The 15723-nt window shown below is 33.8% G+C and carries 16 protein-coding genes; all 16 read right to left on the bottom strand.

All coding sequences use genetic code 11. The features are described from left to right. Positions 1–54: 54 nt before the first annotated feature. Positions 55–1296 carry a glycosyltransferase family 4 protein gene (locus tag ACFEMA_RS10780; RefSeq protein ID WP_411768212.1) on the bottom strand — a complete coding sequence of 414 codons (1242 nt, stop codon included), beginning with the start codon at positions 1294–1296 and terminating at the stop codon, positions 55–57. A 220-nt stretch (positions 1297–1516) separates the two neighbouring features. Next, on the bottom strand, positions 1517–2707 hold the full coding sequence (locus tag ACFEMA_RS10785; protein ID WP_411768213.1) for a glycosyltransferase family 4 protein: 1191 nt from the start codon (positions 2705–2707) through the stop codon (positions 1517–1519). Between the two features lie 3 nt (positions 2708–2710). Next, the gene (locus ACFEMA_RS10790) at positions 2711–3823 is read right to left on the bottom strand and encodes a glycosyltransferase family 4 protein (RefSeq protein ID WP_411768214.1); all 1113 of its coding nucleotides are present in this window, start codon (positions 3821–3823) and stop codon (positions 2711–2713) included. A 3-nt stretch (positions 3824–3826) separates the two neighbouring features. Beyond that, positions 3827–4936 (bottom strand): glycosyltransferase, encoded by a 1110-nt coding sequence (locus tag ACFEMA_RS10795; RefSeq protein ID WP_411768215.1) that lies wholly within the window; start codon positions 4934–4936, stop codon positions 3827–3829. Continuing rightward, the gene (locus ACFEMA_RS10800; RefSeq protein WP_411768428.1) at positions 4936–5730 is read right to left on the bottom strand and encodes a glycosyltransferase family 32 protein; all 795 of its coding nucleotides are present in this window, start codon (positions 5728–5730) and stop codon (positions 4936–4938) included. Before ACFEMA_RS10800 ends, ACFEMA_RS10795 begins: the two co-directional genes overlap by 1 nt. Continuing rightward, positions 5727–6461, bottom strand: coding sequence for an FkbM family methyltransferase (locus ACFEMA_RS10805; protein WP_411768216.1), 735 nt, complete (start codon positions 6459–6461; stop codon positions 5727–5729). Before ACFEMA_RS10805 ends, ACFEMA_RS10800 begins: the two co-directional genes overlap by 4 nt. Before the next feature lie 45 nt (positions 6462–6506). Continuing rightward, entirely contained in the window at positions 6507–7421 is a 915-nt protein-coding gene (locus tag ACFEMA_RS10810) for a glycosyltransferase family 2 protein (protein ID WP_411768217.1), read from the bottom strand. Positions 7422–7424: 3 nt separating this feature from the next. Further along, positions 7425–8282 carry a glycosyltransferase family 2 protein gene (locus ACFEMA_RS10815; protein ID WP_411768218.1) on the bottom strand — a complete coding sequence of 286 codons (858 nt, stop codon included), beginning with the start codon at positions 8280–8282 and terminating at the stop codon, positions 7425–7427. Then, positions 8279–9046 (bottom strand): glycosyltransferase domain-containing protein, encoded by a 768-nt coding sequence (locus ACFEMA_RS10820; protein ID WP_411768219.1) that lies wholly within the window; start codon positions 9044–9046, stop codon positions 8279–8281. The genes ACFEMA_RS10815 and ACFEMA_RS10820 overlap by 4 nt, the downstream gene beginning before the upstream one ends. Beyond that, positions 9036–9959 carry a glycosyltransferase family 2 protein gene (locus tag ACFEMA_RS10825; RefSeq protein WP_411768220.1) on the bottom strand — a complete coding sequence of 308 codons (924 nt, stop codon included), beginning with the start codon at positions 9957–9959 and terminating at the stop codon, positions 9036–9038. The genes ACFEMA_RS10820 and ACFEMA_RS10825 overlap by 11 nt, the downstream gene beginning before the upstream one ends. A gap of 34 nt (positions 9960–9993) precedes the next feature. Next, complete coding sequence (locus ACFEMA_RS10830) at positions 9994–10914, bottom strand: glycosyltransferase (protein ID WP_411768221.1); 921 nt, start codon at positions 10912–10914, stop codon at positions 9994–9996. Next, positions 10911–11882, bottom strand: a complete 972-nt coding sequence (locus tag ACFEMA_RS10835; protein ID WP_411768222.1) for a glycosyltransferase family 2 protein — start codon at positions 11880–11882, stop codon at positions 10911–10913. Before ACFEMA_RS10835 ends, ACFEMA_RS10830 begins: the two co-directional genes overlap by 4 nt. A gap of 45 nt (positions 11883–11927) precedes the next feature. After that, on the bottom strand, positions 11928–12584 hold the full coding sequence (locus ACFEMA_RS10840) for a class I SAM-dependent methyltransferase (RefSeq protein WP_411768223.1): 657 nt from the start codon (positions 12582–12584) through the stop codon (positions 11928–11930). A gap of 124 nt (positions 12585–12708) precedes the next feature. Beyond that, positions 12709–13527 (bottom strand): sulfotransferase family protein, encoded by an 819-nt coding sequence (locus ACFEMA_RS10845; RefSeq protein ID WP_411768224.1) that lies wholly within the window; start codon positions 13525–13527, stop codon positions 12709–12711. Beyond that, on the bottom strand, positions 13520–14746 hold the full coding sequence (locus ACFEMA_RS10850) for a glycosyltransferase family 4 protein (RefSeq protein ID WP_411768225.1): 1227 nt from the start codon (positions 14744–14746) through the stop codon (positions 13520–13522). The genes ACFEMA_RS10845 and ACFEMA_RS10850 overlap by 8 nt, the downstream gene beginning before the upstream one ends. Positions 14747–14755: 9 nt before the next feature. Further along, positions 14756–15676, bottom strand: a complete 921-nt coding sequence (locus tag ACFEMA_RS10855) for a sulfotransferase family protein (protein WP_411768226.1) — start codon at positions 15674–15676, stop codon at positions 14756–14758. Positions 15677–15723: the final 47 nt, after the last annotated feature.

Here is a 15723-nt window from a genome sequence, read left to right on the forward strand (position 1 = left end):
TACACCACGCTTTTTTGCGTGGCACTCGAAGTGACGTTTATAGAATATGGTTCTTCAGTCATCCCGATAGCTATCGGGATTCCTTCTGAATGACAAGTGAGATTCCACAACCGATTCGTAAAGACTAATAAACTCTTGGACGCTAGTATCATAATTAAACTGACCTTTAACCAAACGGTGCGCCTCTTGGGTTACTCTATTTATGCTGGCTGCATCACTTTCAACAATTTCTACTATGGCATCTGCCATAGCTATAGGATTACGAATCGGCACTAACCAACCCGTCTTTTTATGAATTACAACTTCGGACATCCCTCCGCAATCGGTTGAGACTACAGGTAGACCTATGGCCATAGCTTCAAGCACCACATTGGCGATACCTTCTTGCAAACTTGGTAATAAGAGTACATCTTGTGTTTGCAAAAATGTCAATACCTCATTTTGTGGTAATTTCCCTTTTAGGGTAATGCTATCCTTAATTTTTAATTGATTGATTTGAAACGTTAAGGCTTCAGGAAACGCATTAGGTCCAACGATTGTATAATGCACATCATACCCTTGATCTTTTAATTGTGCTAGGGTATCAATGGCATAGCGAAATCCTTTTACCCAATGGAATCGTCCAATAGATACTATGTTGATTGTGTTCTTTTCGTTTTTTGCATATGGTAAAAATTGATTAAAATATATATTTGGAACTGGAGAGTGGATCACTCGTGTTCGAGATTCGATATCACCATATTTTGAAGCCTCTCTAACAATAGCTTCAGATACGGCATGAAAGGCATCCACGTGTGGAAAAGTCTCCTTATACACAGCTGCAATTTTAGGCTCTACAATTGGAGTGTAATTGACATGTGCTCCCCTAAGGCTGACTATTAAAGGGATGTTGAATTTGGTTTTAAAAAAAGTATAAAATTCCAAGTCTCGTGTCCATTGCAGATGCAATACATCTGGTCTGTACAGCACTATAGGTAAAAACTTGGTGAGCCATATCCAACGATCATAACGCGATTTAAATCGCTTGACCTCCTTCCATAATTTCATTAACTCTTTAGGGCGTTTTAGTAAGAGTCGGAAGCTTCTATACAATGACACAACAAGGTTCTTAAACTTGTTTTGTGGCGTTATGTGCATTTTAACGTCATCTTTATAGGCTATAATCGCCGATGGCCTTTTTACACCAAATAATAAGACTCGGTGTGTTGAGGCTACCCCATTAATGAGGTGCTCTATAAATGTGGTGCTTGGGAGTTCCCCTGAAAAAATGGCGATATGTAATTTTTTTGAACTCAAATTCAGTTATTTTCTTTGTACTTAGATACTATGCTTCATATAATTTTTATAGATTGATACTGGGTTTAATTCGTTGAATGAAAGCAAATTTTATACATTATTAGTCTGAACATAATAGAAGACGATTAAAGTTATCGATTTTTAAGCATTTCGACTACGCTCAATGTGACAGAAGAATTTGATTTTTGTTTCTTCATCTTTTTCATTCAACGGGCTTAGTTTAGCTATCATAAACCTTTTTATAAAAATCCTCCAAGTCCTTGCCAATTTTATATTCACTATAGTTTTGTTTTACATGCTTATGGGCATTTTCAATAACGATGGCTCGCTGCCCCTTATCCATTTGAGACACTACCACAACCCTATCTGCCATAGCTTTAGAGTTTTTTACAGGGACTAACCATCCATTTTGGCCATGGGATATTAATTCTGGCATACCTCCACAATCTGTTGAAATGACTGGCAAACCAACAGCCATGGCCTCTAATGCCACATTGGCGACACCCTCACTGAGACTTGGCAATAGCATCATATCAAAAGTTTTGAGTGTCTTAAACAATTTTGGTTGCTCCATACTTTCCACAAATGTAATCGTATTATCAAGACCTAAATCTTTTACTAGAGTTAACAAAGACTTAGGAGGGTGGCCAGGAGCAATAATTGTATAGGATACGTTGCTGTGCTTCTTTAATTGTTTAATAGCCTCTAAAGCATACTCATAGCCTTTGACCCAATGGTAACGCCCCACAGACACCAAATTAATAGATCCTTTAAATGACTCATTGGGACTATTAAAATAAGTAAATGCTAACTCTGGCACAATGCTGCGAATGGTATGGATTTTTTCTTCTGGTACTTGAAACTCCTTTAAATCTTTAGCTAAGGCATCTGACACTGTTTGAAAGGCATCAACATCCTTAAAATGTTCTAAATACCGTTGTTTCAATTTAGGGTTGGATTTTGGACTTATATTGATGAGCGTCCCTAAACAACTGACGACAATCTTACAGGGATAGGCTTTTTTTAAAAACATCCATCGGTTAATTTCGTTCGCCCATTGCAAATGAAAAATATCTGGTTGGTACAAGAGTACGGGTACAAAACGTGAGAAACGCATCCATTTAATATAATAGCCATTGTATGAATTGGCTTCTTTTAATGCTAGAGCTAACATTTTAGGATTTTTAAATAACAATTTAATACACCGAAAAAAGGTTAAACCTATATTTTTCCACTGGCTAATTGGAGTTTGAATGACTTTAATATTAGGCTTTTTATACTGTGCAGAATGCTTTAGAGTACCGAAAAGATGCACCTGATGATTTTTTGCTACTGTATGTATGAGCTGTTCTATAAAAGTGGTACTTGGTATAATACCAGAATATATGGCTATCGATAACGGTCTTTTCAAAAATCACTTGGTTAAATGAATATATAAACTTTTAATCGCGCTGACCTCATTATCAACTGAAAAATGGTATTGTGCATAATCTATGCCCGCCTTAGAAAAAGAATAGTATTTCTCTACATCCTTCCAAAGTCCAGCTATATAATCAGCAGCTCTTTCCGTATCATTAGCATCCATAGCATAACCACTATTATTCTGTTGTATAGCATCCGGTAAACCACCTGCATTCGATACAATTGCGGGAATACCTATAGCTTGAGCTTCTAACACACTAGTCGGGAATGCTTCAGAATGGCTTAATTGTAGTATAAAATCGTAATTCCCTAACTTCTTTTTTAATTCATGATTATCTACCCGACCATGTACCTTTACCGAATCATTGAGATGGTATTTGTTTATCAAGTAATATAGTTTTCCAAGTTCAGGGCCATCACCAAACACATCATAACTCACTTTAAATCCTTGCTCTTTGAGGATTTTAATTACCATTAAATTGCCATTGATGTTTTTTTCCCAACATAAACGAAACACTGAGACTATTTTAATACCATCTTTTGATGCCTTTTTAGGTTTCGCTTCAAATTTTTGGCCAAAGGAAATTGGAATGACATGGATCCTGTCTTGTTCAACTCCCCAACGCTGTAGATACTCTTTTTGATGAGTACTCATCACTACAAATGCGTCTATGTTATTACCATAGTCCTTAAAGAATGTCTCCCACTTATCTTGTACCCATGGTTTTACATAGGTCTCACTACCCCGTAACGTCACTACTAATTTAGGTCTTATACCCTTAGTAATTTCCGTCAATCCCAAAATTCTTGGAAACATATAGGACTGTTGCACGTGGATGATATCTGTCTTGTTCTTTAATGCCCATATTTCAATATAAGATAGGTTTTTATAACGCTTATTTATGAATTGGTACCATCTCTCTACCAAACGTCTTTTAAGGTATTTTGGAACTACCTTTAAGGCTTTACTTGACCTGCCTTTATAAGCAACTATCGAAATATCTAGATCCTCGTCTTGTTTTAGACCCTCAATGACTGGCGGTATATAGGGTTGGTACACATGCGAATAGTTCTCAAAAATATGTAAGACCTTAATTTTTGCCATACGCTAAGTTAGTATTTCTTTATACTTGGATTCAAAATAATCCTTCTTGAATATCATTTGTTTTTCAACATCTTGTTCTGTTAAGTATGTTATTTCTTCATTACCTCTGATCGCTTTAAATGTCGCTTCCAAAGCTTCGAAAATATGGCTTTCTGGAAGCATAATTCCTCCAAAGGCTTCAATAAAATCCTGAATGCCAGGAATGGTATTGCCGATTGGAGTTATATTATAGTTGTATGAATCATTTAAACATAAAGGCGAACCCTCGGAGGCAGATATAAGGATGATATACCCTGAATTTGAATAGAGCTCCTTTACTTGTGCTATATCTAAGTAGCCCAAGTATTCTAAGTTCTCTGAAGACTCAACAATATCGAGAGTTTCATTAAAATACGTACTATTGCCTGAACCACAAATTTTAAGCTTAAAATCAGTATCTTCAAAGCTGTCTTTAAAAATTTGACATATTTCCTTAACCCGTTTATTAGTATCTATCCGACCGGCAAACACAAAATGTTTTTTGTTTTTTAATGCAGAATTACTTTTTACATCCTTGACATAATTAGGAATAAGATACACGTGATTATGTAGCTCACTAACCTCATTGTACACATGGGTATTCAATGTCACTATAGTATCTGCATACCGAAGTATTTCATTTTCACCTACCTCCCCATTGTAAACACGTAAACTCCCCCCATGACAAATAAAGATTAATCGCTTTGGGCGTATCATTTTTTTAAGTACCCAAAAAATGATGGGTTGACCATTATATACAATGATTAGGTTTTTATTATTTCTAAATGTTCTTTTTAATACATAAAGAATAATATACACCACCATCTTATAATTCATAGTTTTAAAAACTCCTTTTTTTACACGGTAGGGTAAGCAATTTAAAAATTTAGTGAAGCGTTTATAAAATTGAGATGTGGTATTAAAAAGATTTATTTGTTGAGATGTTGTCGTTGCATTATAGGTATAATAGTGTTCGGATTGTACCTGCTTTTTAATAGCCATGATGTCTTTAATGACCGACCCAATGGAATTGGTGTTAAAACCCCCACCATAAGTATTTAAATAGTCTATATGTAATGGTTTCTTTTTGCCCATTATTTATTATCAGATGTACTTAATGCCTGTTTAAAACTTGAGGCAATTTTCCTGTAATATTTTATTGAAGCGCCCTCTCCTTTCAGCACTTCCTTTAGCATGGTTGCCAATCCCCTAGCGTAATGTTGTTGTCTAATGAGTTTAAACGCGGGTATTTTTGCCCAAGAGGCAATCCAAAGATGAATGGCATAGGTGTTCTCTGTGGCATACTCAATATAGTTTTTTGAATATCTCGCCTTTGCAGGGAAAGGATAAAACCATTCTTGGGGATATATTGTGACACTATCTAAATGAAGTAGCTTTTCAAAAGTATCTGTATAGTTATAGTATTCTCTAAAACACTTGGTTACTATTTTTGGAGATGTGATTTCTGGTAAAACATCGACTGGGAAATCATCAAATGCTTCATAATCTTTTAAGCATCTCCATAAAAATGAATAGGATTTTTTGGCTCCGATAATACCTGTATATATATACTTAGGGTCTCCTATTCCAAAAAAACATTGATTAACTAATAAGGTGTCTAGGTTTTTTAAGACCAACATATCTGTATCGAGATAAATACCTCCATATTCATATAATGCCTTTAAACGTATATAATCTGAAACGTAAGCCCATTTTTTTTCTAAGTAAGCCTCTTTAATAAATGGTATATCCAAGTCTGTATTAGACTCATCCCAGCACATTATTTTATACTCTGGTAAATGGGTTTTCCAGCTATTGATGCATTTTTTTATACGCTTGGGTTTAGGGTTACCACCGTACCAACAATAATGTATTATTTTTGGTATCACTTCCAATAGAGTTTTATTTTACCCAGATGTATTGCCAAACTATCGTAGTGTGATTGGTAATGGAAATAACCATTTTTCTCCAACAGATGCCTAGCTTCCTGCTTGTCTTTTTGTGATAGATTGACCGATTCGTATTTGATAAGGACAGGTTTAACTGTCGAAAAATTGATCATTTTTAGCACCTCTAAATCGAAGCCCTCAGTATCTATCTGAATGTAATCTAGATTAAGCATACCACTGTTTTTAATAAGAGCCATTAATGGCATACAAGATACTTCTTCTTTTTCCATATCCTCAGAAGCCACGTTGATTTTTAAATGGTGCTTTGGGTCAACCGATGCGATACCTTTAACCCAATCGGGGTATTTATGCAACGCACTTTTTGCCACTTTATAAATTGTTATCTGTGATGCTGTAGGGTGTACTGCTTTTTTTATTGGTATAATTTCAGGATATACTTTATAATTTTCAACGAGTTGTGTATAATATTCCTCAAGCGGTTCAATGACCAGTCCTTTGGATTTTCTCTTGGTCACCACCTCATATAGGTTATCGAAACTCACCCCATCATTGGCACCTACTTGTACAAAAGAAAAGGACTTCCCTACCTTAAAGTTTTGGGATATGACTTTATCAACATCTAACTTTTGGTTATAGAAGCGATAGCCTCGGCCTATTTTTTTTAGAATCTTTCTAATCCCAAGGTTAAAACTATTAGTAAAGTATATCACAAAACAAGTTTTATTAATTTAATGTTCTATTTTACCTTTTTAATATTAACTCTTTTTGAGATATTTAAAGGAACGATTTTTTAAATAATTTAGAAAATATGCATCTTGATAATACAAAAGGTAATATATGCTGTAGATTACAATTTCAAATTTAGATTTATATCCCAGTTCTATTTTTCGATGTGTTTTAAGCGCTTTTTTATAATCTGTTTTACTAATCACTTTAGGAAACTCTTCCTTAAAATCTTTTAACAATTGACGGGAGGCACTGAACTGTTTCCACTTATCTACAGTAACAGAGGTCCTGGATTGGTGCCTGTCCATCTCTACCATTTTTTTTGGAATACCATGTACTTTAGATACGAGTGAAAATCGTAGTACAAAATTCCAATCCACATTAAAATTACCATAGGTATCTCTAAAGCTTAAATCATGTTCTTCGTGTATTTTCTTACGCCACATCATACAGGTGTTGACCACTTTCAGCTGATTGATGTACAAAAATTTAAACAATGCTTTCCCTTGCGAAAATTGCTGGCCTTGCACTAAAAGCCCTGGAAATAAAACATTATTGTTATCACTTTTAAATTCTGCGATACCAGATACTAATCCTACATCAGTATTGTCGTTTAACACCTCAACTTGCCACTCTAATCGTTCTGGCACATACCAATCATCTTGTTCTGCCATAGCAAAAAGCTCAGTATCTGGATTGCAGTTTGCTACTAGGGTGTTTAAGTTTTGAGCCAGTCCGAGATTATTAGGGTGTTCTATAATTTTAATACGCTCATCCCTAAACCCCAATGCAATTTCTTTGGATCTATCTGTAGTGCCATCAATACCAATGAGCAATTCAAAATTGGTGTAGGTCTGATTCAGCAAACTTTCTAGAGTCCTTTTTATGGTTTTTTCGCCATTGTAAACGGGCAATAGTACACTAACACGTGAGTTATTCTTCATTCCCTAACCATTTTTTACTTTTACCAATCGGCTTAATAACGGATGAAATCGTTTGTGCAGCTTCCATTTGCACTTTTTGTGTAAATGGGGCAACAGTGTTTTATAATACATCTTATACAACTGTTCAGTTTCATTAATCTTTGCCTGTTTGTTCTTATGGGATGCTTGTGCTTTATGCAACCTAAACGTCCCTAAATATTCATCAACAAAACCAATATCATAAAAGGGCATTAAACGGTACCAAAATTCGCAATCCAATGCTTGTTTTAGGTCTGTATTGAACAGTCCAACCTTTTTAAAACATTTCTTTTTAATGAGAACACTAGACGGTTCTCCAATTTTGTTTTTTGGGGCATTTAAAAATTGGCTATCCTTTAAATATGCCTGTCCAGGCATACTGCCGGTTTTAATACTCAACTCCCCCCAATTGGTATGCAGTTGCCCGTAAACTCTTTTAAACTCCTTATAGAAGTCATCATTACTATCTGATATGATGTGGCGTTTGGCGTATACCATACCAATTGTATCTGCACTCCCCATCATTGCCATCATTTTACTGACGCATTGTGGTTCTAATCTATCATCCTGAAACAAAAACTTAATGTATTCCCCATTGGCCTTTTCAATACAATGATTCCAGTTAGCTCCAATGCCTTTCGGAGTATGGTGGTGTAGTTGTATTGGTATTTGAGTTTTTGTCTTGTAACGCTCAACTACGGAAAGCGTATCATCTTGTGAAGAATCATCGGAGACTATAATTTCTAAATTGGAATAGTCTTGCTGAAGTACCGACTCCATGGCTTCTGCGATGTATGTTTCGCCATTAAATGTTGGTATGCAAATGGATACTAATGGCTTCATCTTTTGAGTTTACTTAATTTTCGTAACACTTTTACCCCTAAAAAACAGAGTTTCCGAACCCAACCTGATTCCAGCTTCATCTTATTGTTTTTGGTTCTGTATTCTAAATAATTATGGTCGTAATAGTTAAGGTAAGGGTTATTGTAAATATCCCCGTCTATAGTATTTATGGTAAAATTGTGCTTAAAACTTGTGTATGCCAAGGCTAATTGATCTCGTCGGCTGTACTTAAAGACCTCTTGCCACCAGGCATTATAAAAATTTTTATGATTGCTCAAGTTTACTTTTACCAATAATCCGGTAGAATATAGCCCCGAATGAGCAGGTAAGCCTCTTAAAAAATAGTGCCAGCATTGCCTTAACATCAGTATGGCACTTTCTTTTTTAACACGTATGCAGGTCATGGCTTCGCTGTAAGGGTCATCTCTATCGGGATGCGTATAGATTGAAAGGCTATGAGATTTTACCCTATTTATCAATGATTTAATCCCTTTTTCAATCATTTGCATATTGGCATCATGCCATATAACCATATCATACGATTCTAAAAGAGGATCGCCAAGTATCTTTAATCTTCGTGCATTTTTTGCCAAATCATCATAGAGTATTGGCCGCTTTATAAATTGATAAGGACTAATATCATAATCTGGCTCAATGTCGGAGAAATAGAAATAATCTATATTATCATCCGACATTTCTAATGGTGCTCTTAATTTATCCTTGCCTGCATACATGGCTGTATATATAGCAATTTTAAGACGCATAAGCACTCCTCCTTAAATTATTTACAAATACGTCTAGGGCATAATAAAGACCTTTTATCCCAAATATTTTTATGAGTGCCCAAGTTAGAGGTTTTATGTACGTTAACTCTAAAGCTGTATCATATTTCTTAAAACTTCTGTAACATTTGTACACCAAGTTTTTCCTAACGTCATAAGTTGCTTGTTTTTTTATATCCCTATAAGTGTTCCAATAGACTATGAAATAGGAAAGTGTCATTTTATTTTTATCTTTTCTTAATTTGCTTTGTATGGACTCTTGGTGGTATCTCCGTAGTGATACTATATTATCCAAAATAACACCATTTGTTGTTTTGGTTAAGATTTTTGAAAAATAATTGTATTCCTGTCCAGAAGAAAGAAGTTCATTAAAACGGCATTGTTTGGCAATATGAGAAACAATTGCTATATCTAATGTCAACCAATTAATAGTTTGACTAACATAGTTGTAAAGTGAAATATCCTTGGTCTTAAACGTATAATTTACATCTAAACTAAGATTACCGTCATCAAAATTAAAGTACTTGGTTTTAGTAATTACAAAATCACAGCGATTGCTTTGTAACCCATGTATTTTTACTTCCAAATGGTCAGGGGTCATCACATCATCACTATCAAAAAAAACAATGTAATCGCCTTTAGCCATATCTAATCCAATATTTCTACAGACATTAGCTCCCTTAGGTTTATCTTCAAAACGCAAAAAATATTTAAATCTGGGATCCTTTTGAGAATATGTAATAAGGTAATCTTTGGTTTCATCGGTTGATCTATCATCAATGACTAAACATTCAAAATTTGTATAGGTCTGCTTGGCTATAGAGTCCAAAGTTTCAGGCAATAACGACCGTCTATTATAGGTGGGTATTATTATGGAAATTAGATTGTTGGTCATCAATTACTCGCACTTGATTTTGCAAGATAAACATTTAAAAGGGGAACTTTTCTTTCATTTTATCGAACCACCTAAAACCCAAGATATAAATGAGTATTAATTTAAATTGAATAATGGGCATAGCAGCAGTTTTAAATAAATTCCGTCTTATAAAAAAATTCATATCGCACTTTGTAAAACCATATTCTTTCATTAAATATATAAAGTGATATAAGGCTCTTATGTCTTTTGGACTTATTTTTAATGGAACAAGCCCTATTTTACCATCCTGAATTTTACACGGAAGTATATACCCCCATTTTTTCTGAAAATCAATATTCGCTTGCATCCAATCCCTATTTCTTGTGCCAGAGGATTTATGTTCTATTTTAATATCGTTAACAACTTTGATTTTTGAAATTTGTGCAATTTGAAAAGAAATATCATAGTCGTATCTATGAAATCCACTATAAGTATTGGTATCAAATCTAATTTGATGGCTTATTAGTAACTCTCTTTTAATACAAAACCAAAGGCCGTCTACTATCAAAACCTGTTTAGTATTAGAGTTAAAACCCGTACTATTATGGCTTAATTTACCTTCTTTTATTGATGCCAAACTTACGGCATAATCCTCCTTGTAATAGGTTTGGTTCCAAGACCAGGCAAATTTATGATAAGATGCACCCCCTGCAAGACCAATCATTCCCAGATCTATATCATTATCAAAGTGTTTCATCACTTTTTTGTTCCAATCCTGTTCGTGGCAGATGACATCCTCATGAATAAAGCAAATGACATCACCAGTACTTCTTTTGACACCTTTATTGTATGCTTCAAAAATATCATAGTCGTTATTTGTATTGTCTATGACAACAAGTTCATAATGGTTGTTTAGTGTGTGTTTTATACTTGCAACACATTGCTCAAATAAAGCCTTATTATATTTACAAATGACAATAGAAAGGGATTTCACGCTTTAATCTTATAAAAATTATGATCATCTAACATTGGTCTTAAAAAAAATTCCCCTTGCCTAAAGTATTTAAAGCTCAGCTTTGCCAATACAAGATATACACGCATTTTAAAAGGGATGTTTTTTGTTTTATAAAACACGTTTTTTAACAAGTAACTAGCTTTATCTAACTCTCCTTCCCTTAAGAACTCACAATACATCCGTTTAAAGTAATTGTTAAAATACTTCATTAGTCTTGGCGATAAGCGAGGCAAATAATCCTTATAAATGTTATAACGTGCTTTTGTATAATGCCATTTTTCATTAATGGTTTTGTCACCTGAAATACTATCTTTATGCTTTCTGAGATATACCAGGGGCTCATTAATTACGCCATAAGTATTACACATAAATAATATTCTTGCAAATAAATCCCATTCTTGACCTGCCTGTAAACTTTCATCGAATGTAAAGTTGTTTCTTAACAGTAAGTCCTTTTTAAATAGTGGAGCTTGGGTTAACCAAACAATTTTTTTTGTAATGAAATCTTCTAATGGATTCTCAGACACAATATATTCAGACAAAAACCCTCTAGGCTTATCAATGGTTTTTTTAAACTTTAGGGTTTGGCATACACAAAATTCATAATCTGTATTTTGTAAAAGATGTAATTGCTTTTCTATTTTTTCGGGGTGCATAATATCATCACTGTCGAACCAATTAACGAAGTCTCCCTTTGCTAACTCCAAACCATAGTTTCTACATGCATTTGCTCCCTTTGGGCGGTTGACCGGTCTTTTATAATAAATAAACCGTTCATCTTTTGTTACAAAAGCCTTTACTACTTTTTCTGTATTATCTGTACTGTCATCATCGATAACAAGGCATTCCCAATTTTTATAGGTTTGAGTCAAGATAGAGTTCAAGGTTTCTGCAATTAGATATTCTCTATTAAATACGGGGATGATAATTGACACAAGATTTGTCATAAAAACCTTATTTGGTAATATTCCATTTTTTATAAAAAATACTATTCAGACCTTAACATAATCATTATTTAAAAGAACATTGGAAGGTTCGTCATTAAAACCTTTATAGATAAAAATTAAATTGTGATAAAAGTTAATTGCAGTTATATGTTTATCAAAATAAGTTGGCTCATAACCAGGTAATAAAAATTCTTTATGGTTCAAAGAATCAGTAAGGTTCTTAAAAAAATTCATAATTGTATTTGAGTTTTTTAAGTCGATACTATCCCCCCCATAACGTTTCCAATAAGAAGTCTGAGTATCTTCTACAACATATATACCACCATCCTTAAGTTTTGGAAATAGTAGTTGAAACGATTTTATTACATGTTCATTGACATGACTACCATCATCAATAATAATATCAAAATCCCCTATTTCTGATGAGATTTTATTCAAAAAATCAATATCTACTTGACTGCCCTTATAAATCTTAATACGCTTTTCCTCTAAAGCTGATTTATCATAAATATCTATTGCAAATATATGTGCAAATGGAAAATAAGATTTCCATAGTCTCAAAGAATGACCACCATGCTTTGGGCTTTTATAGCCTCCAACTCCAATCTCTAAGAGATTAATTTTTTTAAATTTATAGGGTCTGAAATGTTTTTTATAATGTGGCAAATAAAAATGATCTATGGCCTTATCAGTGCCAAACATTAAGCCCAATTTATGTAAATTAAAGGTATAATATATTTTTAAACACTTATTAATTACTTTTAAAATCGTATGCTTTAACATTAAAATGCATTTATATTATAAAACTAATAAAGATTCACTTAAATCATAATTTCCAGTGAGATGTACTGAAATTATACACTTTTTTTAACCTTTCTATATCTTCCCTTAAAGCCAAGTATATATTATTTTTTTGACTTTCATTTAGAATCATAGGTTTGATCCTATATTTTTTTGAAATTAAAAACTTTAAAACATCCCGAAATATCTTTGGAAAAGCAGCAAACCTAGCATCGACTTTCTTCTTGTATCTATCTGCCTTTAAAGTTTCCTTTCTCGTTTTATTATACTGTTTGTTGATTTTGTTTGAATTATAAAAATCCAATTCTAAAAAAGTATATACTTTTTTTAATACCGATTGAGGCGCTATTTTTAGCTCTTCAAAATCCAAAAGAAGGACGTCTTCTCTTTTAAAAAAATGCATATACTGATCTAATTGCATGGCATATTTACTTAAATCCAGTAGATAAGACAAATTATCATTATAACTCCATGGTTTGTCGTATTTCTGCATAAAATTGTATTGGGATTCAATTCGCTTAATAGGATTTCTTAACACATAAATGAACTTGGGTTTTATACCATACTCAAAAATAGATTTTGGAACGTTCCTTTCGCTAGGATATTTGGTATAGCCTGTAGATGCATCCAAGCAGTAGCTATGCATTTTGTAATTTGGTCTAAAACAGTCCTCATATTTATCAAACTTCCTTGCATGACCCTGGTTTTCCGAGAAAAACTCTGGCTCTTTTGTAACCGCTGGACATATATGTGGGTGATCAGCCAAATAGTGAAATAAAGATGTCGTCCCAGCTTTCATGGCGCCAATAATCATAACATATTTCATTTTTTCCTGATTATCCATCACAATGGTCTTTGTAAATTAAAATTAGCCTTTGTACATGCTGTGCCGTGGTATAGTGTTTATCTATAAATTTAATAGCATTACTTGCTAATTTGTGACATTCGGAACTACTAGATTTTAAATGGATTAATTTTTCGACAAATACATCCAACAAATTTTCTTCAACTACAAATCCCGTTTCTCCATCAATCACGCCTTCAGCTAGACCACCAACATTAGAGACTACTACTGGTAAGCCCATGGCCTGAGCCTCTTGCACTACAAGGCCTTGATTTTCGCAGCGTCCATTATCATCTACGATACCGGGATATAAAAACACGTCCGCTAGTTCCATCTGCAATTTAATCTTTTGTTGTGATAAAGCACCCAAAAGTCGCACATGCTCTGATAGACCATTCTGTTCTATATAATTACTACAGGTATCGTAAAGTTCTCCACCTCCAATTATAGTTAATTTCACATCCTTATGAGTTTCTATCAGTTTTTCAACAATCTTAATTGCACGCAAGGGAGCCTTAAAAGGCACCAATCGCCCCACAAACAGAATAGAAAACAAAGCATTAGGCTTTTGTTTTTCTTTTGGTGCAAATAATTCGGTGTCCACAGCAACAGGGAGGATAGTAATCGTATTCCTTTGAAATCCTAACCCCAAAACTTTTTTAAGGGTATAATTGGTGTTGACGGTATAATGTATGTTTGGTAATGTTTGTAATGCTTTATAATACGAGGATTGATACTTATGGGCATCATAGCCATGGAAAGTCACCACAATTTTATTCTTAAAGTTTTTAAGTAAAGGCAATAGCTTTACCGCATTTGTGGCAAAATGGATGTGTACTACATCATAACTATTAATCTGAAAGTAGTGCAAATAATAAGCCTTAAAAAATTGTTTTGCAATAAGAGCCTCCTTACCATACTTAAAGATATTGAAGGTCTTTATGGTTTGCCATAAAAACCTATACTTAGACTGCTGTAAGGTTTTAAAAATACATTTTAGCCTTTGAACAAAGGTCTTTGGTTGGAGACCTTTAACGGTCAATACTTTTGGGTCTAAGCCTGTATGATTAAGTGCTTTAGTGTCTTTGTGCAAACAATAAAAATCGACATGTATCCCAGCTTTTAAGAGCCCTTTGACATGATTGATCACAAAGGTTTCTGAGACTGAAGGAAACGTACCCGTTACAACCGCTATTTTTATTTTTTTTTGCTTTTGCAATACGCTGATTTAATAGTTATCTAATGGGTATGGATGGTGCGCCTTGTAGTATTTAAGACCAAAATAATTAAAAATAGCCTGAATACGGTCCAATTCTTCATTAGTCAATACCTCTAAGTATTTTTCTATTTGGCTTTTGGGATCCTTTCTTAAATCACCTTTATATGTTGTTCTACTGGGCTTATCGATTGCAATGGCTTTAAAAGTATTTTTATTCACCTTTAAATGCCATAGGTTTGAAATATCTTTTAGAGTATCTATTGGGTTTGCCATCATTGCTTCATAGGGTATTAAGTGCCAATTTTGAGGATCTTTTGTCTCTACTACATCTACATTATCAATGCACCATAAGGCAATCTGTTGCTCTAGGCGTGTTTGCAATTGATTGATATACTCTACGTGAGGCATAAATCTTTCATTGTTTAATGTTTCTGGTGGCTCAAAATTAAGTAACTCCCTAGTCTGATTTCCAAATGCCTTTATGATAGACTGACAGGTGGGGACAGGATGGCGCACCAATAAAATTGGTTTATATTTTAAACCAAAATTATGAGCAAAATACGGTAGTAATGGATTAGCCCTCACAAATTTGGTTACTACCTTTTTTGATTTTAAGGCTATTTTAAAAGCTGCATAACGTGTTGTCCATGTATTGAACCGCTTAAAACAAAATACGTTTTTAAAAAACGTAAAAAGCTGACCATTGTCCTCGTCCTTTTCAATAAATGGTCTTTCACCCAAATACCTTTTATTCGGTACTACTCCTTTTGTTGAATGAATCGGTTCCCAGTTAATTATAATCTCAGGAAATTTACTTAACATTTCTATAAGCCATGTACTTCCAGACCTAGGTGCACTACAAATTACCAAGGCTTCCTTTAATTTAAATGCTTTAAAACCAAGCACCATAAAAATGGCCTTCTGTCTCATCAGCTTAAATCTTTTATCTGCCCTTATCTTATGCATTATTACAAAAG

Source organism: Winogradskyella sp. A3E31 (assembly GCF_046720935.1).
In the GTDB taxonomy this organism is placed as follows: domain Bacteria; phylum Bacteroidota; class Bacteroidia; order Flavobacteriales; family Flavobacteriaceae; genus Winogradskyella.